The sequence below is a fragment of the Paenibacillus sp. FSL H7-0737 genome, from assembly GCF_000758545.1.
Classification (GTDB): domain Bacteria; phylum Bacillota; class Bacilli; order Paenibacillales; family Paenibacillaceae; genus Paenibacillus_AQ.
Genome location: NZ_CP009279.1, coordinates 1,407,656 through 1,426,958, shown reverse-complemented (window position 1 = coordinate 1,426,958; position 19,303 = coordinate 1,407,656). Strand labels below are relative to the sequence as shown.

Annotated in this window: 22 protein-coding genes; 5 read left to right on the top strand and 17 right to left on the bottom strand. The window is 44.2% G+C overall.

Features of this window, described 5'->3' with window-relative positions:
* Positions 1-79: 79 nt before the first annotated feature.
* Positions 80-1,186 (top strand): FAD:protein FMN transferase, encoded by a 1,107-nt coding sequence (locus tag H70737_RS06285; RefSeq protein WP_042185672.1) that lies wholly within the window; start codon positions 80-82, stop codon positions 1,184-1,186.
* 147 nt (positions 1,187-1,333) lie between these two features.
* Positions 1,334-2,185: an RCC1 domain-containing protein gene (locus H70737_RS06280; protein WP_042185670.1), complete on the top strand. Its 852-nt coding sequence runs from the start codon at positions 1,334-1,336 to the stop codon at positions 2,183-2,185.
* Positions 2,186-2,258: 73 nt separating this feature from the next.
* Here H70737_RS06280 and H70737_RS06275 read toward each other — a convergent pair whose 3' ends face one another.
* The 10 genes from H70737_RS06275 to H70737_RS06230 form a co-directional block, all read right to left on the bottom strand.
* A complete protein-coding gene (locus H70737_RS06275; RefSeq protein ID WP_042185668.1) occupies positions 2,259-2,969 on the bottom strand; it encodes an HAD family hydrolase in 711 nt (236 codons plus the stop codon).
* A 36-nt stretch (positions 2,970-3,005) separates the two neighbouring features.
* On the bottom strand, positions 3,006-3,467 hold the full coding sequence (locus tag H70737_RS06270; protein ID WP_042185666.1) for a GNAT family N-acetyltransferase: 462 nt from the start codon (positions 3,465-3,467) through the stop codon (positions 3,006-3,008).
* 103 nt (positions 3,468-3,570) lie between these two features.
* Complete coding sequence (locus H70737_RS06265) at positions 3,571-4,077, bottom strand: metallophosphoesterase family protein (protein WP_042185664.1); 507 nt, start codon at positions 4,075-4,077, stop codon at positions 3,571-3,573.
* 183 nt (positions 4,078-4,260) lie between these two features.
* Positions 4,261-5,454, bottom strand: coding sequence for an anti-sigma factor (locus H70737_RS06260; RefSeq protein ID WP_042185662.1), 1,194 nt, complete (start codon positions 5,452-5,454; stop codon positions 4,261-4,263).
* Positions 5,447-5,950 carry a sigma-70 family RNA polymerase sigma factor gene (locus H70737_RS06255; RefSeq protein WP_042185661.1) on the bottom strand — a complete coding sequence of 168 codons (504 nt, stop codon included), beginning with the start codon at positions 5,948-5,950 and terminating at the stop codon, positions 5,447-5,449. Before H70737_RS06255 ends, H70737_RS06260 begins: the two co-directional genes overlap by 8 nt.
* Positions 5,951-6,124: 174 nt before the next feature.
* On the bottom strand, positions 6,125-7,117 hold the full coding sequence (locus H70737_RS06250; RefSeq protein WP_269321807.1) for a siderophore ABC transporter substrate-binding protein: 993 nt from the start codon (positions 7,115-7,117) through the stop codon (positions 6,125-6,127).
* Between the two features lie 122 nt (positions 7,118-7,239).
* Entirely contained in the window at positions 7,240-7,995 is a 756-nt protein-coding gene (locus H70737_RS06245) for an iron ABC transporter ATP-binding protein (RefSeq protein WP_042185659.1), read from the bottom strand.
* A complete protein-coding gene (locus tag H70737_RS06240) occupies positions 7,989-8,933 on the bottom strand; it encodes an iron chelate uptake ABC transporter family permease subunit (RefSeq protein ID WP_042185658.1) in 945 nt (314 codons plus the stop codon). Before H70737_RS06240 ends, H70737_RS06245 begins: the two co-directional genes overlap by 7 nt.
* Before the next feature lie 2 nt (positions 8,934-8,935).
* Positions 8,936-9,883: an ABC transporter permease gene (locus tag H70737_RS06235; RefSeq protein ID WP_042125010.1), complete on the bottom strand. Its 948-nt coding sequence runs from the start codon at positions 9,881-9,883 to the stop codon at positions 8,936-8,938.
* Between the two features lie 232 nt (positions 9,884-10,115).
* Positions 10,116-10,358 (bottom strand): YqkE family protein, encoded by a 243-nt coding sequence (locus H70737_RS06230; RefSeq protein WP_156113209.1) that lies wholly within the window; start codon positions 10,356-10,358, stop codon positions 10,116-10,118.
* Positions 10,359-10,467: 109 nt separating this feature from the next.
* Between H70737_RS06230 and H70737_RS06225 the strand changes: the two genes are divergently transcribed.
* The gene (locus H70737_RS06225; RefSeq protein ID WP_042185654.1) at positions 10,468-10,812 is read left to right on the top strand and encodes a winged helix-turn-helix transcriptional regulator; all 345 of its coding nucleotides are present in this window, start codon (positions 10,468-10,470) and stop codon (positions 10,810-10,812) included.
* Between the two features lie 18 nt (positions 10,813-10,830).
* On the opposite strand, the gene H70737_RS06220 is transcribed toward H70737_RS06225, so the two are convergent.
* Both H70737_RS06220 and H70737_RS06215 read right to left on the bottom strand, forming a co-directional pair.
* Positions 10,831-11,334 carry a GNAT family N-acetyltransferase gene (locus tag H70737_RS06220; RefSeq protein WP_042185652.1) on the bottom strand — a complete coding sequence of 168 codons (504 nt, stop codon included), beginning with the start codon at positions 11,332-11,334 and terminating at the stop codon, positions 10,831-10,833.
* Entirely contained in the window at positions 11,318-12,202 is an 885-nt protein-coding gene (locus H70737_RS06215; RefSeq protein WP_042185650.1) for an SDR family oxidoreductase, read from the bottom strand. Before H70737_RS06215 ends, H70737_RS06220 begins: the two co-directional genes overlap by 17 nt.
* A 292-nt stretch (positions 12,203-12,494) precedes the next feature.
* Here H70737_RS06215 and H70737_RS06210 point away from each other — a divergent pair, with 292 nt between their 5' ends.
* Complete coding sequence (locus H70737_RS06210) at positions 12,495-13,589, top strand: M24 family metallopeptidase (protein WP_042185648.1); 1,095 nt, start codon at positions 12,495-12,497, stop codon at positions 13,587-13,589.
* Between the two features lie 541 nt (positions 13,590-14,130).
* Positions 14,131-14,910 carry an alpha/beta fold hydrolase gene (locus H70737_RS06205; protein WP_042185646.1) on the top strand — a complete coding sequence of 260 codons (780 nt, stop codon included), beginning with the start codon at positions 14,131-14,133 and terminating at the stop codon, positions 14,908-14,910.
* A gap of 160 nt (positions 14,911-15,070) precedes the next feature.
* Here the strand turns inward: H70737_RS06205 and H70737_RS06200 are convergent, their stop codons facing one another.
* From H70737_RS06200 to H70737_RS06180, 5 genes are read right to left on the bottom strand one after another with little or no spacing between them, the layout of a single operon-like run.
* Positions 15,071-16,036, bottom strand: coding sequence for an NAD(P)H-dependent flavin oxidoreductase (locus H70737_RS06200; RefSeq protein ID WP_042193412.1), 966 nt, complete (start codon positions 16,034-16,036; stop codon positions 15,071-15,073).
* Between the two features lie 6 nt (positions 16,037-16,042).
* Entirely contained in the window at positions 16,043-16,846 is an 804-nt protein-coding gene (locus H70737_RS06195) for an energy-coupling factor transporter transmembrane component T family protein (protein WP_042185644.1), read from the bottom strand.
* A complete protein-coding gene (locus tag H70737_RS06190) occupies positions 16,839-17,696 on the bottom strand; it encodes an ATP-binding cassette domain-containing protein (RefSeq protein WP_042185643.1) in 858 nt (285 codons plus the stop codon). The genes H70737_RS06195 and H70737_RS06190 overlap by 8 nt, the downstream gene beginning before the upstream one ends.
* Complete coding sequence (locus tag H70737_RS06185) at positions 17,681-18,481, bottom strand: energy-coupling factor transporter ATPase (RefSeq protein ID WP_042185640.1); 801 nt, start codon at positions 18,479-18,481, stop codon at positions 17,681-17,683. The genes H70737_RS06190 and H70737_RS06185 overlap by 16 nt, the downstream gene beginning before the upstream one ends.
* Entirely contained in the window at positions 18,482-19,303 is an 822-nt protein-coding gene (locus tag H70737_RS06180) for an SDR family NAD(P)-dependent oxidoreductase (RefSeq protein WP_042185638.1), read from the bottom strand.

Sequence of the window (19,303 nt, the reverse complement as noted above, 5' to 3'; positions counted from 1 at the left end):
ATTTCCATCAACTTGTTATCTGGGGTATGATATAAATAATGTGTTTTGTTTTAGAAACTAACTTTATGGATGGTGGAATATGTTCAAGAACAAAAAAACGACGCTGATCCTCGTTGTAATCGTCATCGCCCTCATAGCTGTCGGCGCTTGGCTAATTACTAAGGATAAGGACGATAAAACAGCGGGAACTACGGGTAGCGCAACAACAGCCGGAAAAGGAGAGGAAAAGTCTCTCTCACAAACCTTTTATATTTATGACACTGTTGTGAATATCAAAGTGTTCGGTGCTACAGTAGAACAGAAAAATATGGATGATATCCAGCAGATGCTGGAGCGAATGGATATGGAGCTTAGCCGCACCAAAGAAGGTGGAGAGACTTACGCAGTCAATCAGGCAGCAGGAAAAGAAGCGGTTGTTGTTTCTGACGAGACCCTGGATGTAATTAAACAATCCATACAATACGCAAAGGAAATGGACGGGCTATTTGATCCTACAATCGGTCCGTTAATCGATCTATGGAATATTGGTAGCGGTGGAGATAAGGTCCCTCCCCAAGCTGAAATTGATAAAGCGAAGAGCCTAACCAATTACAAGGACGTTGAAATTGATGAAGCTGCGAAAACTGTAAAGCTGATGAAGGAAAATATGGTGCTAGATCTGGGCGGTATTGGTAAAGGTTATGCTGCTGACCGTATCGCTGATTATTTGAAAGAGCAAGGTCTAAATAGCGCTATGATTAATCTCGGAGGCAGCAGTATTATTGCTCTCGGTAAGAAGCCAAACGGAACGGAATGGAATATCGGATTACAGGATCCAGATCAAAGCCGTGGCACACAGCTAGGAACCATTAAGATCTCAGATGAGGTCATCGATGCTTCAGGTGTATATGAACGGTATTTTATGCAGGACAATGTTCGTTACCATCATATCCTTGATCCACGCACAGGATATCCCTCACAGAACGGTCTCAAAAGCCTTACCATTATGAGCCCGAATGCAACAGATGCGGATGCCTTATCCACTGGGGTATTCCTGATGGGAATCGAGGAGGGCATGAAATATCTTGAATCTTTACCTGATGATGTTGAAGCTTTCTTTATTACCGACGACAACAAAATCTATGCCACTAAAGGCATAAAAGAAAGAATGAACCTGACAGATCCAACGTATAGCTTCGCAGATTAAACGAAAAAAGCTTGTCCCTTTGTGCCGAAGCTGGCTTTCTAGGGAGCAAGCTTTTTTTTGGATAGAAGGAGCAACAAGAAGAACGCTTCTCCCTCTGCGAAACATGAGAAAATCAAAACATCCACCATCAACTAAGGAGCGAGATTTATGAACCTTGTGAAACCCCTAACTTCCATAGCGGCGGGCTATCGTCATACCGCCCTCCTTAAATCAGACGGCACGGTGACGGCTGTAGGTGATAATAAATATGGCCAATGTGATGTAAGTGACTGGTGCGATATGATAGCGGTTGCGGCGGGTAATGCTCATACCGGTAATGCTCATACCATCGGGCTTAAATCAGATGGTACGGTGGCGGCTGTGGGTTGGAATAAGTATGACCAATGCGATGTAAGCGGCTGGGCTGATATTGTGGCGGTAGCTGCGGGTTGGCGTCGTAGTGTCGGACTTAAATCGGATGGCACGGTGGTTGCTGTGGGTCGAAATAATGAAGGCCAATGCAATGTAAGTGACTGGCGTGATATAGTAGCAGTTGCTGCGGGTGATTGGCATACCGTCGGGCTTAAAACGGACAGCACGGTGACAATTGTGGGTAATAATCGGTATGGCCAACGCAATGTAAATGATTGGCATGACATAGTGGCTATAGCGGCGGGTTACCTTCATACCGTCGGTCTTAAATCGAACGGCACGGTAGTTGCTGCGGGTCGAAATCATGAAGACCAGTGTAATGTAACCAGCTGGCACGGTATTGTGGCTATAGCGGCAGGTAGTCATCATACCATCGGTCTTAAATCAGACGGTACAGCGGTTGCTGTGGGTTGGAATAAGCACGGCGAATGCAATATAAGTGACTGGCGCGATATAGTGGCGGTAACGGCAGGTTGCACTCATACCATCGGTCTTAAATCGGACGGTACGGTGGTTGCTGTGGGTAATAACGAACATGGACAATGCGATGTAAGCGGGTGGCGCGGCATTCAACTACCCGAAAATTAGTTATAAAAGTAATGAAAGCCATGCGCAGGTTTCTCTCGCATGGCTTTCTAATATCTTTGGAGGACTTGTTCTCTCACACCAAAGGAAGCTCGCCAAATTCCTTATAATTAGTAAAAATATAACTAGGCTTATGATCCGTAGCCGGTTGTCTTCCTCTCGGATTGTACCAGCAAACCTTCCATCCAGCCGCAAGTGCTCCAACTACATCGTTAGCCCAAGTATCCCCTATATAAAGCGAATTGTCCGCCAAAGTACCCGTCTTTTGGTTTACGTGTATGAATATTTCTGGGTCTGGTTTAGCAAGACCTACAGCATCAGAAATAAAGATCATGTCCTCGGGAATAATCTGATCTAAGCCTAGTCCACGAATCTTACTCATCTGATGATCCTTCGGTCCATTCGTAATAATGCCTACCTTATGACCATCCGCAATAAATCGTTCAAGATGCTCACGCACGCCATCAATCATCTGAATCGTATATTGACGTCCAATATATGCCGCTTGAACCGCCGTGGCTTGATCACGATTAATCTGCAAACCATACTCGGCAAAAGCAAGCTCCAAACGGCGCACCCTCGTCTCTTCAAGCGGAATCTCACCGCGCAAATACATTGGCCACAACACATCGCTATGATGTCTCACTTTATAAAATAATTCTGCAAAGTCCAGACTACTCTCATCTGGGCTGAGCACTTCCCGTACCGCTTCTTTAAATGGTACCAGATGATCATACAACGTATCATCGAGATCAAAAAAGATTGCCAACTTATGACTTGTTTCCACTTTAACGCCCCTTACTCGTCTTTCTCTCTAGCTGCTTTAGAAAAAAAGGTTATAGGTAAAAAATTCATCATCCCGAATGTAGCCATGCGCTTCATATAACCGCTGCGCCACCACATTCTCCGTCATCGTTGTCAGGGATAAGCCCTTCGTATTCGTAGAGACCGCATAATCTCTAGCACTTTCCAGTAGCATAGCACCTAGCCCTTGCCCTCGGATTTCTGCAGTAACGAACAAATCATTCAGTATCCAGAGGCGCTCCATCGTAACCGATGAAAAAGAAGGATAGAGCTGTGTGAAGCCCCGCGCGCGTTTCTCATCGCCTTCCCCCTCAACCACCATAAGGATCACAGATTCATTCAGCTTTAGTCTGTCGGCTAAGAAGACGCGTGCACCTTCCCGATCTGAGGCTGCTCCATAAAATACTCGATACTCATCAAATAATGGGATGAGCCGTTCTAAATCATCCAGAACCACTCGTTCTATCCGATAATTGTTCATCAACAGCGCTCACTTTCCGGCTTCGCCCGTTTTAACCTCATTGTAAATGGTTACTGAGCCGTTCGCCATGGAGAGAACGCCGAATGATTTGGACAATTGAGCCTTATTCCTTTGAATCGTAGAACACATGCCGGGCACTAACTTTACCCGCTTCGATATCTAAAATTCCGAAAGAATACAATTTCTCACGCCGCTTATCTGTAGGAGAACCTGGATTAAATAGCAGGATACCATTCTCCTCTCTTAGCAAGGGCTGATGTGAATGACCGAAGAGAATACAATCCACCTCATCATTCGCAAAAGCAAGCAGTGCATTCCCATCCGTTCCTTTGCGGGAATGTGGCGTATGTCCATGTACCATGCCAATCCGGATTCCTTCAAGGGTAATGATCTTGCGCTCTCCGAAACGCGCAATGATCTCATCGCCATCATTGTTTCCGGCAATCCCCTCCACCGGTGCTAGTTCTGACAGTAAATCATAGATTCCCATACTCACCCAATCACCGAGATGCAAGATTAAATCCACATTTTGAAACTCTGCTATCAACGCCTTTGGCAGAGACTTAGCCATTCTTGACATATGTGTATCAGATACGACTCCTACTTTCATAAATCTCAGCTCCTAATCTATCATACTTAACTTCGCTTATCATACTTATTCATAAATCTAATATTCAAATAATTGTACGATTTGCTTAAGCGAGAAGCAAGTTCTGTGACTCTATCACTATCTAGCTAGACCAAAAGCCGGGTACACCCTCCCATACAGGGCATATCCGGCTTCTATTAAATCTTAGTTCTCTCTATCCTGCCAATTCCACAGCCTTACTTCCCCAACATGCATTCTGCTGATCCATGTTTCTTCCTTCAGCTTGAGCAGTTCTTTCACCGGACCGGTTACGACAGCTCCATAGAGCTTAACTCCATTCTTCTCTATATAACTAATGGAATCATCTAAATCAATGAATGGAATCACCCTTTTGGAGATGGATTTATACTCTTGCATCAAGTGCAGCGTCTTGAGGAAGTTTGCATTACGCAGTTCACCATCACCATATGAGTTAACAGATGGAGAACTACTCGAACGGCTAGTCACCCCTCCAAACCATCCTCGCTTCTCCCTCGATTCCTGTGTCACTTTCATATCATCCGCATGCCAAATTGGCATATATGGAAAACCTAATGGATCATTAACTACTGGCTGTCGTGTCCGTGGACCTGTATCTGCCGCAAACCACAAAGGCTGAAGATTCTTAGGCTCAAACTTCTTCAACAGCTCATCTGTCGTAAATAATTGGTCAAAAGACAAGTATGCTTCCGCTACCGTCCCCTCAGGGAGCTTCTCTAATCTCTCCCACTCACTGCCATTATCCATACTATTTGCCGCATCATTCTTCCCCTGTGGATATAGAAAGTAATAACCAACACTTCTACTCTCATTCGTCCAGGAATAGTTGTAGAGCCTAGCCCAGCCAAATAGAAGCTTCATTGAATAATCTCCGACAGTGATTTGTTCATCTCCCACTTGTTTCTCTATCTTACTTGTCAGATTCATACTAAAAAATGGACCGGTACCACTGCTCAAATGTACAATCGTGTTCGGCTGTGAAACAGCAATTGCGGAAGAAACGACATCACGGTATTTCTCTACTCTCTCCCCAGTACCATAAAATATCGCACTGATAATACTGCAAATAATCATGAAAATTAAGAACGCAGAAATTACCGTTAAAGTATTCGATATACGGGCTCTCCATTTACCGCGGCGGATGATCTTTTTTTCCTTGCCAGATCTGTTTCTTTTACCCTTTCCGAATTTTATGCTCTTATCCTCACTTGAAGCCGGCTTTTCTTCACCCATGAGTTCATCCAGATAAGCCTGATAAGCTTCCATCTTCTCCAGTTCGCGCTCTACTACATCCCTATCCTCGTCAGCAAGGGTACCTTCGCCGTACCTTCTTAACTTCTCCTTGAACTCCTCACTCATGTTCATTCCTCCTCCGCTCTGCTTCACGCAGCTTCTGTCTAGCTCGAAAGATTAATATCTTATATTGGGACAGACCCACATTCATAATGTCCGATGCCTCCAGGTAACTAAGACCATGAAAATCATGTAGCAGAAGTGCATGCCTCTGATTGTCCGGTAGCTCACCTATCGCAATCCTCATTTCTTCCCAACGTTCCTGCCGAAGCAGCGTGCTTTCCGTGGTATCTGGATGGGCGAGCTGTTTAAAAAAATCCTCACTCTGAACAGTACTGCGTCCTTCCTTCCGCTTATAATCTACGAAGGCATTGTACGCGACACGGAACAACCACGGCTTAATCTTCTCGTCTTTACAATCCTCCAAATATAAATAAGCACGGTAAAAGGTCTCCTGCATTAAATCTTCGGCCGCGTGATGATCACCACAAAGGGAGCGCAAATAGCGGTAAATATCCATCACATACATCTGATATATTTCATCCAGTGAATTTCGCTTCATGCACTCCCCCCTTAACCTAACCACGTATACTCGCATAAAAAGTTACAGCTAAATTTAGCAACTAGTATGAATATACCAGTATTTCTATGGAAGAATGCGAAAAAAAGCCCGCTGACAAGGAGGTTTACTCCTGCCAACAGGCTTCTTAATAACCATTTCCTCGAGTTACTCTGCTTACAGAACAACCTCAACTTCTTTGAGCATTTCACTAACAGAGATTAAACCGCCACCGGACAAGTACCAGTAGTTAGGATCAAGGTAAATGATTTTACCGTTTTTAAAAGCATTTGTGTTCTTCACGAGATCGTTCTCAACTGCATCCTTCGCTGAACCGGATTTGCTGCCATCACTCTTCACAGCCGCATCTCTATCTACTACGAACAGATAATCCGGATTCTTGTCGGCTACATATTCGTAAGATACGCTTTGACCATGAGTGGATACTTCGATTTTATCATCCGCTTGTGCAAATCCGAATACATCATGGATAATACCAAAACGTGAACCTGAACCATAAGCACTGATTTTTCCTTCATTGGCAAGAATGATAAGAGATTTTTTACCATCGGCTTTAGCTTTCTCATTCAGAGCTTTAACGGAGTCAGTAATAGTCGCAAGCTCAGCTTCTACTTCAGCTTCCTTGCCAAAAATTTGGCCCAGCGTCTTCACATTTTTCGTGAAGGATTCCATATAATTCGCATTATCTACAGCAACGTACAATGTAGGTGCAATTTTGCTGAATTCATCATAAGAATCTTGCTGTCTGCCGGAAATGATGATCAGATCAGGAGAAAGACTATTTATTTTTTCGAAGTCAGGCTCTTTCAAACCACCGACATTCTCATATTTGGCATCGCTATATTTAGAGAGATAAGAGGGTACATTGCTTTGAGGCACTCCAGTCACCTCTACGCCCAGTTTATCCAAAGTATCGAGTGTACCGAAGTCAAATACAACCACTTTCTGCGGATTAGTCTTAATCGTAATTTCTCCAAGTTCATGCTTAATAGTAAGCTCTTTGGATTCTGTATTCGGTGCAGTAGTAGCCTCTGTATTGCCTGCCGCTGCTGTATTATTATTTGAAGTTGCTGCATTATTGGAGCCACAGGCCGCCAAGATTACGGCAAGAAACACTGTCATGATTAGTAAAGATACGTTCTTCTTCAAAATATTCACCCCTATAATTTATAGTCAAGCTATTTGAATTATTCGCGTATACGTCAAGAAGCTGGCGCCTATCACTTCTAGCGTTACGTCATAATAATTTCCGAATATAAGCGGCGTCTTGTTTAAAAATAGACACCAATTTTACGACCACCTATTGTTTCTATAGGGATATCCATGTCATATACATCCCTAAGCACTGCTGTATCAATAATTTCATCCACCGTACCCGATGAAGCTACCCGCCCATTCTTGAGCGCTACAATGTAGTCAGAGTAACAAGAAGCGAAATTAATATCATGAATGACGAGCACAATCGTCTTGCCCTTCTCTTCTACCAATCGGCGTAACACCTTCATAATTTGTACAGAATGCTTCATATCCAGGTTGTTGAGTGGTTCATCGAGTAAAATATACTCGGTATCCTGAGCCATAACCATCGCAATATATGCTCTCTGACGTTGTCCACCGCTAAGCTGATCAATATATTTATCCTGCATCTCTTGAAGGTCCATGTAAGCAATCGCTTCGTCAACGAACGCTCGATCCTCAGGTGTGAGCTTTCCCTGTGAATAAGGGAACCTTCCGAAAGAAACAAGTTCCTTTACGGTAAGGCGTACGCTGATATGATTGGACTGCTTTAGTACCGATATTTTACGAGCAAGCTCATTACTCTTACAGCTGCCAATTTCCTTCCCTTCAATCAGTACTTCCCCTGCGTCTTTAGAGATAAGTCTACTGATCATGGAGAGCAACGTGCTTTTACCAGCTCCGTTAGGGCCGATAAACGAGGTGATTGCACCCTTTTTAATGGTTAAAGACACATCATCTACAACGGTTACTCCGCCATAACGCTTGCTTACATGCTTAACTTCTACCACGACTTATTCTCCTTTAACAGCAGATAGACAAAGTAGACGCCACCTGCAAAATTAATGATTACACTAACCGTAGTAGTGAATCCAAACACACGTTCAACTAGAAACTGTCCCCCGACAAGCGCAATAATGCTTAGCAAAATCGTGCCGGGAATCAGATAGGAATGCTTATACGTACGGAACAACTGATGCCCCACATTGGCTACAAGTAAACCCAAGAAAGTAATCGGCCCCACTAAAGCCGTTGATATCGAAACGTAGATGGATACAATAACTAACAGCCTTTTGACTACATAGTCATAATTGATCCCTAAGTTAATGGCTTCATCTTTTCCTAAAGAAATAACATCTAAATACTTCACAAATCGCATGAAATACAGCGTAGTTAGCGCTAGAACAACTGTAGACAATATCAGTAGATCACTGCTGACGTTGTTGAAGCTGGCGAACATTTTTCCTTGTAGAATCAGGAATTCATTCGGATCAATGAGCACTTCCATAAAAGAAGATGCACTCTGGAACATCGTCCCCATAATAAGTCCTACGAGCAGCAGGAAGTATATGTTTTGACCCTCTCTGCGGAACATTAGCTTATACAGCACACCTGAGAACAGAACCATGATGCAAGCTGAGAACAAGAAATTCACATTTTTATTCATAAACGTCATATTGGATGAGCCTAGGGTGTATACACCGAACGTCTGGATCAACATGTACAAAGAGTCTAGCCCCAGAATACTAGGTGTCAAAATCCGATTGTTCGTAATGCTCTGAAAAACTACGGTAGAGACAGCTATCACCGCTCCGGTAATTAAGATGGCCGCCAGCTTTCTCCCCCGACTGGGTAGAACATAATCCCAATTTCCCATAACATGATAGGTCATAAACAAGACGATGAGAGCAACAGCGCTTAAGGATAATATAGTTAGTTTCGTCTTCATCACTAATTCGCCTTTCTTCTCATCAGCAAGTAGATAAATAGACCACTTCCGATGACGCCTACCGTAAGACTGATGGATATTTCGTATGGATATATAATGAGCCTGCCCAGAATATCACAGAACAGGAGGAACACCGCACCGAGAATGGCAGTATGCGCCAGATTTTTTTTCAAGTTATCGCCTATGTATAGCGTTACTATGTTAGGTACAACAAGACCCAGGAATGGAATCGTACCTACGGTTAAAATAACAACTGAAGAGATTAACGCTACAATCACCAATCCTACGTTCACTACCGCTTTGTAGTTCATACCGAGATTGACGGAGAAATCCTCCCCCATACCGGCAACGGTGAACTTATTGGCGAAAACATACGCAAGAATGACAAGTGGGATACTGATATAGATTAATTCGTATTGACCCTTAATAATCGTTGAGAAATCGCCAAGCATCCAAGACGAGATATTCTGAACCAAATCATTTTTGTAAGCAAAAAATGTAGTAATCGAGCCTACAATGTTCCCGAACATGAGTCCGACCAGCGGGATAAAAATACTATCCTTGAACTTGATCCGATCTAAGATTCTCATAAATATAAATGTTCCCAGTAGGGCAAAAACAAAAGCAACGAGTAGCTTCTGCATCGGTGTCGCCCCTGTGAACAGCATCAGGGACACGAGAATACCGAATTTCGCGGAATCCATCGTGCCCGCCGTAGTGGGAGAAACGAATTTATTCCGTGATAATTGCTGCATAATTAATCCGGCAATACTCATGCTTACACCAGCTATAATCAGTGCAGCTAAGCGTGGAATCCGGCTGACTAACAGAGTCTGCATCTGAGATTCTGTAAGCGAAAAAAGATCCAAAGGTGAAATGTCTTTTACGCCTATAAACAAAGATATAAATGAGAATACTATTAGAAGTAGGGACAAATATTTTAGTTTCATGAGTTGTTCCTTATCTGTTTAATAGTTAAATAGTTTGGGAAATAGATGATATTATCGGTATTGATAATGATTTTCATTTGCACTATGTTCGATTATACCTAAGCCCACTTTGAGGGTCAACCCTTTCGTATAGTAAAATTTAAAACAATTGATTTTTATAAATAACATTAAAAAAGAGACACCCTAATAGGCATCTCTTTATCACATGATCTATTTCCGCTAGCTATAGCAGTTATTTATACTTGTGCCAATCCTGATTACTGTTCTCCAACAGATGTGCAAAATCATTCTCAAGCCGCTTTTGCTCAGCTTTTCGCTGATCTTCAACCGCTTTACGAGCAGCTTCCTTGCGGTCATTCTCTTCCGCTTTCAACGCATCAGATTGCGCCTTCAGCTTTCCAAGAACATCACTGCTCAACAGGTCTTTTAGCGTAGCTGGTGCATCGGTCGCAGCAGGACGCGGAGTGGTAGGCATTTTCTTTTTTTTAGCCACTGTCAATCATCCCTTCTAGTAATGAATTAAATTGGAATTTGTTTAAATTATTGGTCTTTTCGTTTATAATGTTCACTAAGAGGTGAGCCATATGAAGTCCACTGATTTATGTCCCCAGCTACAAAAAAGTATGGATATTATCGGCAGGCGTTGGACAGGTTTAATTATCTACCAGCTCCTCCAAGGACCGCAACGTTTCAATGTGATTGAAGCAGCCTTGCCCATCAGCGGAAGATTGCTCTCCGAACGACTTAAAGAGCTGGAACTGGAAGGGATTGTCCTTCGAGAAGTATTCCCTGAGACACCTGTGCGAATCCAATATTCCTTAACGGATAAAGGACTTGCCCTGGAGACAGTTATCCGGGATTTGCAGCGTTGGTCAAAAATATGGATTGATTGTGACACAAATAGCGTAAGCTCAACACTCAAAATGTAAGCGTTTCAATTGCGGCAGTTAGATTTTAAGTCCAACAATCACTAAATCACGTTCTATACCATCCAATTCAGCTACACCGGGCAGTAATCCCCATTGCTTAAAACCGAACTTTTCTAGCAAACCAAGGCTTGGATCATTATGTCCGAATACAAAACCAACTAGATTCTTAATGCCGAGACTAGGTGCTTTCTCAATGGCCTCTTTCAAAAGAATTCTACCGGCTCCACCACCACGGAACTTTTCACTCACGTATACACTAATTTCTGCTGTTGCATTATACGCTGGACGACCATAGAAGGATTGAAAGCTGAACCATGCCGCAATCTCATCTCCCTGCCTGAGTACCCATAAAGGACGATGGTGGCTGTTATGCTCATTGAACCATTTTTCTCTGTCAGCAACAGTAATAGGTTCCAGATCCGCAGTTACCATCCGTCCAGCAATCGTTGAGTTATAAATCTCCACAATAGCTGCTAAGTCTGTAGGTTTTGCATCTTCAATCCTGCTATTCTCCCAATTCATCCCTTGATTCCTCCAAATGTGTTAATTCACTCAGGCCGACCTGCTCCTGGCTCCATTGCCACAGCCGCTGCGCCTCTTGTTTATTCTGTGCTCTGGGAGTCAGCTCCTGGTTCTTTCGTCGATAATAATATTGACCGGTTACCTCTTGCAAATCCGATTCTGTAGCCAAATAGATCGCTGTATCGGCCCCTTGTTCAGGAGTTAAAAAGAAGTATGACAGCAGCTTAAGGATCGACTTGCCAAAGCCTGTCTCCCGGTTAACACCTATATTTGTGCCCACTGCTCCTGGATGCACGCAATTCACCGTTACTCTTGTCCCTTGCAGGCGTGCTGCCAACTCTTTCGTGAACAGTATATTGGCTAACTTGGATCGAGCATAGGCTTTTGCGGGATTGAAACGGCGTGCGAGAGTTGGATCTTCATAGTGAAGTGCACCTATTTTGTAAGCACCGGAAGCAACCACAACGATACGGCCTTGCTCTGCTGCTTTTAAAGGCTCCAGTAACAGATTCGTGAGCAAAAAATGACCCAAATGGTTCACACCAAGATCCATCTCAAAGCCGTCCTTCGTAAGCTGACGCTTAATCGTGACTACCCCAGCGTTATTGATGAGTATATCTAGAATCGGATATTTCCGGGTGAATTCCTCCGCAAAACTGCGAATGCTCTCCAGCGAGGCCAGATCACACAACATCAGCTCGATATCCACGGAGTGGCTCTTTTGCTTGGCGGCAGCCAGTGCTTCCTCTCCACGCTGGCGATTACGGCATACCATAATTACTTTGGCTCCCTTGCGAGCCAGTTCAACTGTCGTCGCTAGCCCCATACCAGAATTTGCTCCAGTTACAAGTGCAATTTTACCTCTCATCCCAAGAATCACTCCTCTCTCAACAACCGTACCCCAATAAGCTTCCGCCTAACCTTACGAGAAGTATATTTAAGATTATGTTACACCAACTAGTAGGCTCAAGAAAAGCTTCTTGTCAGGTTTTAAAAGTATAGGTGATCAAATATGCATCCTTCTTTACGGAAAGCTTGCGAATAGGCATGTTATGATTAGCCAACGATAGATGTAGTCCGTCTCGTGCGTCTAGTCTATTTTTGATCTATAATAGGAATATTGCAGTTCTAATCGTGAAGTTGAAAGGGGAACACCAACTATGAATAATGCTCTGACAAGCCTAGAGCAGCAAATGGCGGGCGAAGGCCTTGATGCCCTGCTCGTAACAGATCCCAAACATGTCTACTATTTAACCGGATTCGCCAGCGATCCGCATGAACGTTTTCTCGGTCTGCTGTTGATACGCGGAGAAGAGCCAATGCTCATTCTACCCGCACTGGATGCAGAAGCGGCTCAAGCAGCTTCTTCGGTCACCAAAATCCTAACTCATAATGACACCGATAATCCCTATAACCTGCTTAAAGATTGTTTCGGCAGCAGTAAGCTAGGTACTCTTGGTATAGAGAAGGAACATTTCTCAGTAGCCCGTTTTGAGCATCTAACCGCAGCCGTTCCAGCAGAACGTTTTAGTGATATAGGTCCATTGCTGCGCAGCATGCGCTCCAAAAAGACCCCAGATGAAGTTAAGCGCATGAAACATGCCGCTGAGCTAGTTGAGGAAGCTTTGCGCCGCGTGCTTACCCATGTAAAAACAGGCGTTACAGAAAACGATTTAGTAGCGGAACTGGAATATCTAATGAAAAAGGTTGGCGCTTCCGGCCCTTCCTTCGACACTATGGTGCTTTCTGGTCCGAAAACTGCTCTGCCTCACGGTGTTCCAGGCAACCGGGTCATTCAGCCAGGCGACTTCCTGATGTTTGATATTGGGGTGTATGCTGATGGTTATGCTTCTGATATTACACGTACCTTTGCTATTGAATCCGTGGACGACAAGCTAATCACGATCTATAACACCGTGCTGGCTGCCAACGAAGCTGGGATCGCTGCTTCCAATCCTGGAGCTCCCTTCGGTTCTGTCGACAAAGCTGCGCGTGATGTGATTGAGGAAGCCGGATTCGGAGAATATTTCTTGCACCGTGTCGGACACGGACTCGGTATGGATGTGCATGAATATCCATCACTCCATGGACAGAACAATGACATTATTGAGATCGGCAATGTGTTCACCGTCGAGCCAGGGATTTATGTACCGGGACTAGCGGGTGTGCGTATCGAAGATGATCTGATTATTACAGCTGAAGGTGCGGAAACCTTAACAAGCTTCCCTAAGGAACTGACTATTCTTCATTTGTAGAAAAGAAAATATCAAGAGTATCCGAAAAATATTAGAATCAAAGATAGCCCATCCCTAATAAGTTGGAAAAGAATCACTTTCAACTTACTGTGATGGGCTTTCTCTTTTTCCCGCACCATACTCGACTTGTTCAGACCTTTTCAAATCCATAATCCCTTTCAACCTTGCAAATTCTTGTTTTATAAGCGAGATACCAATCAGATACAGTAAAACCTTTTATGTTTTAGCAATCTCACTCATGACTTTGCCTCCGTTTTTTGGTTATTGCTATATCAATATTAGCGCATATATTCCTGAGTATAGGTTGCTAAACTAATCTGCCCGTTAGTTGAACAAATAAAAAAACGGCTGCCAAAGCAACCGCTATTCCACTAACGTACCCCGTGAGCTCAATGATCAGAAGAAATTGTTTCACTCAAGCTATTCCTCAGAAATCTCTACGTACTATCTAAACCCAATTTGACGCCGAAATTAGGCATTAACCTTGCCTAGGGCGAATATCTTAACGGGGAAATACATTAAAAAAAATGAGGCGATACACTTGGGATACTTCGTTACTGTAGAACCGGGCGTAAAAGTATTTATAGAGGACATCAATCCGAAGGGAAATAAAACGATACTTTTTATTCATGGATGGCCGCTAAACCATAACCAGTTCGAATATCAGTTCAATTTCCTTCCTAAGCTCGGATATCGTTGTATCGGAGTGGACTGGAGAGGATACGGAAATTCGGATAAACCATTCGATGGTTACGGTTTCGATAGATTAGCAGATGATCTTCGTATGGTCATCGAAGCGTTACAGCTAAAAAACATAACACTGGCAGGACACTCTACCGGAGGAGCGATCTCAATTCGTTATATGGCTCGTTATAAAGGGTACGGGGTATCTAAACTCGTCCTGATCGACGCTGCGTCTCCATCAAGCGTTCCAAAAGAATTTACGAATAAAATCATCGAAGAGACAAACAATGACCGTCCAAAAATGCTGCAAAACCAAACGGAGAGCTTTTTCTTTCAGTACATTTCTGAAGCGAAATCCGAATGGTTCTTTCTAATGGGTTTACAAGCTGCGAATTGGTCGACCTCCGCCATTATGGTCACGCTAAGAGATGAGAATGTTTACAACGATCTTGGACAGATCGATGTGCCCACATTAATTATCCATGGAATTCATGATAAAGTCGTTCCGTTTACCCAAGCTCAGGAAACAAATAAGCTGATTAAAAATTCGCAATTAGTTCCATTCCAATACAGCAGCCATTGCCCTTTTTTGGAGGAGCGTGATAGATTCAACCAACTATTATCTTCTTTTGCATAACGCCTCGGATTAGCCGCACCATCGCTCCCCATAAATATAGTCCGATAATGCCCGATGATTGAGCAAACCTGCCCGTTAGCTAAAAAAAGTATCGTCAATCTAATACCTATCTTTCAGTTCATTAATTCATCTTTTGGATACAACTGCTCTGCTGACAACTTCACACCTGCATTCCCCACATCCCGCGAATCGACTCTGCGTCTTTGACCATCCTGCCGACTAGTTCCGAGACTGTAGGGATATCATGGATCATCCCTGTTACTTGGCCTGCCCAGCCAATGCCCTCTTCTTTGACATCATCATAAATCCAGCGCTTGTTGGCTGCACCGCTAATATATTCTTTTAAGGCTTCATAAGTCGGAGTCACACGCTCAATTTCGAGAATCTTATCTATGTACTCACTACGCAATACTCGCGCGGGCGCTCCGATAGAGCGTTTGATTACGACTGTATCTGACTCGGAGCTTTCTACTAGGGCTTTTTTATAAGAAGCAGCCGCATGAATACATTCAACCGTAGCAACGAATCGTGTGCCCATTTCAATTCCCTCAGCCCCCAGTGCATGGGCCGCCATCCATCCACGCCCATCCCCGATCCCGCCTGAAGCAATCACAGGAATATCAACCGCATCAACTACTTGAGGAACGAGCACCATAGTCCCTACATCATCACGTCCCAAGTGGCCTCCTCCCTCCTGCCCGACAACAATAACCGCAGAAGCGCCTAATTGTTCAGCTTTTTGGGCTTGTCTGCGTGAAGAGACGAGCACGAGCGTTTTAATATCAGTGTGCTGTAGCATTTCCAGTATAGGGGCCGGATTCCCACCGGTGAGGCTCACCACGGGAACCTGCTCATCGATGGCAACCTGCACCCGATCTTCATAACCGATACCATGCACACCGATGGCAAAATTAACGCCAAAAGGCTTGTCGGTCATAGTACGGACCCGTTCGATTTCTGAACGTAAAGCCTCTGCGCTCGGAAGACTCATCGCTGTAACCTGACCCAATCCACCAGCATTCGAAACGGCAGCTGCGAGGTCTGCATAACCTAAATAAGCAAGTCCACCTTGAATAATAGGATACTCTATGTGCAATAACTCCGTAATACGGGTGTTCCATTTCATCTTCATCTACACCTTTCCTATCTTTAACCACAGCAGAATCACAGCAAATAAAAGAGCAATTCCCCCTGCCAGATAATCCATTTTCTGAAATTGCAATACCCTATAAGAAGTTCTTCCTTTACCATTTCCATAAGCACGCGCATCAATCGCATAGCTCAGCTGTTCAGCACGTTGAATCGTCGTGAAGAGCAAAGGAATAATGATCGGGACATAAGCAAATATCCGTTTAGGCAGTGATAATGCTGTAAGGTCATAACCTCTAGCCTTTTGTGCGAGCAGAATACGATCCAGCTCCTCCTTGATGGTAGGAATAAACCGGATCGCAATCACTATCATTAAGGAGAATTGTTCTACGGGTACCCCCATTTTGGATAGAGGTGCAAGTAGCTTTTCAAGACCATATGCTAAGTCTAGCGGTTTAGTCGTTAACGTTAATACTGAGGCTAATAAGATGAGCAATATTATACGCCAAACGAAACGTAATCCTGTTCGCAGTCCCTCTTCAGTTACCTCAATAAAGGACCACGACCAGAGGATCGTTCCTTTGGTGAACACAGCATTATACAGAAGGGTAAACAGCAAAACAAATAATAACGGCCGCAGCCCCCGCCAGAAGAAATGAATAGGAACCTTCGAGAGCAGCAAAATTCCGAATACAAAAACAGTTGCAACTGCATAGCTAAGCCATGTTCCAAGCATCAGAAAGCTAAGCATGAGAATCACGATACTAACAAGCTTTATACGAGGATCTAAACGATGGAAAATCGAATGCGTCTCCACATATTGACCCACTATTACGGAATCAGCCATGTAGACGCCCCCTCGAATGCCAAATTGGCTGAACAGCATCGAAGATATCCTGCTCTTTACAGCTAGCAACCTCTATTTTTTGGCCAGATAGTTCCTCTACTAGCTTCAAAAGCTGTACGGGTTCAGGCATGGACAAGCCCAGCTCCACCAATAATTCTTCCTTTTCCATAAATAGTGTTCTGGGGTCAAAATGTCCTTCTAGCTGACCTTTATGAAAAACCAAAACCTCATCCGAGTACTCAGCAACATCCTCCATCTGATGCGAAACGAAGAGAATGGTGCTCTGATTTTGTTGCTGCCAAGTCTTCAGTAGCTTCAGCAAAGATACTTGGCTAGCTGGATCTAGCCCCGCTGTCGGTTCATCCAAAATTAGCAGCTTCGGATTCGTCATCAGCACGGCGGCAATGGCCACACGGCGCTTTTCTCCACCGCTTAATTGGAATGGATTTAACGGGAGAATGCTCTCTGACAGACCCACTTGCGGTAAAATCCTTTCAATCACCGCCGTGATTTGCTGGCGTGAAGCACCCTGCAGATTCAGAGCAAAAGAAAGCTCCTTTTGCACCGTAGTTTCGAATAGCTGATGCTCTGGATATTGAAACACGAAGCCCAGCTCCGGGACCACCTTTAATTGTCCTTTGGCATCTCTGGGAGCAGGCTGCTGATCAATCCAATAGTCTCCTTTTACGGTGGGAATCAAACCCTTCAGCACTTTGACAAAGGTAGACTTTCCTGCACCTGTGGGACCGATGATCGAAATCCATTTGCCCGCAGTAATGGTACAGTTTATATTGTGCAAAGCCACATGATCAGCATAGTTTACACTTAAATTATCTAATTTGTAGACCATTGTGATCGAATTATCCCCTTCCAATCGGCTGTTGGCGGCACTTCTGAATGGAGCAATGCATGTACACGCACGGCAAAAGGCAGTTGTAATTGATAGTCCGCAACAGGCATCGTTTCAAAAAAAGCCAGTGGAGCACCATCATACTCAAGTCGCCCTTGATGCAGGAGTAATAATCGTTCTGCTGAAAGCACTTCCTCCATATGGTGAGTGATCTGAATAATGGTCAGACCTTGACGATGCAGCTCTTGCATAATGGCAAGCACCTGCTGCCTTCCCTGAGGATCAAGCATAGAGGTGGCTTCGTCAAAAATAATGACTTGCGGGCGCATCGCCAATATAGCCGCAATAGCGACACGTTGCTTCTGACCTCCAGAGAGCTGATGTGGCATAGCGTCCAGGTAATCCTCCATATGAACAGCCTGCAAGGCATGCTCCAATCGACTGCGCATTTCCTCCCTTGGCACACGAACGTTCTCCAAACCAAAAAGCACCTCATCCATAACGGTTGTGGTGATAAATTGATCCTCTGGATTCTGAAAAACAAAGCCAATTTGCTGATGAATATCTGCAAGATCAGCTGGCTTTGTGGTGTCTAGGCCCTTAAACTGTACAGCCCCTTTTCGCGGCAGCAGCAGTCCGTCCATGAGCTTTGCAATGGTGGATTTGCCAGAGCCATTCGCGCCAACAATCGCCACAAACTCCCCCGCTTCTATTGTAAAGTTGATATCCTCTAGGACAGGCTGACCCTTTTTATAATAAAAATGAACTTGATCGAAGGTAAGCATTTATTCACTCCCCTTTTGACGATGCCAAGTAGCGAAAAATGCCCCAATGCTGTTCTCGGAAAATGCAGGTGCAGGCTTCTCCCATTTCGTCACTTTTGATCCATTCACAGCAAAGATTTCACCGGTTAAATCCGCGTCAGACTCACTCAATAATGCAGTCACAAAGGAAGCAATATTCTCCGGGCCACCTATTTTCCAAAAGTCTGGGAACGGTTCATTAAGACTGGCATGTTTCGCTTTCAAATGATTAATGACAGGTCTGGTCATATCTGTTAAAGCGGCTGGTGAAATCGCATTGACCCTAATTCCATCACGTTTCAGCTCCGCTGCGAGTGTCCACGTCATTCCAAGTATTCCAGCTTTGGCTGCACTATAATTCACCTGACCCACAGAACCTGTTAGTCCAGCCGTAGAGGTCATCAACAGGATATCGCCACCTGTCTGGCGCATATATGGAAGTACGCGTTGAATGCTATAGTAGGTGCCATTTAGATGCACATCCAGCACAGCCTTCCACTCTTCATCCGTCATCCGTAGACATTTCTGATCCTGCAAATTGCCAGCGTTAGCTATCAATACCTCAATACGGCCATACCGTGTAATAACCTCATCCACCATTGCAGTGACCGCAACTGGATCTGCTACATTAGCAGAGTATCCTGATGCCTCACCACCCGCCTGACGAATCTCGTGGACAACCTCATCGATTAAGACTTGTTTTGTACCATTTACAACTACTATATAACCGGACTTGCCGAGCTGCACGGCAATACTACGCCCGATCCCTCTGGTTGCTCCAGTAATTAAGGCTACTTTGTTCAT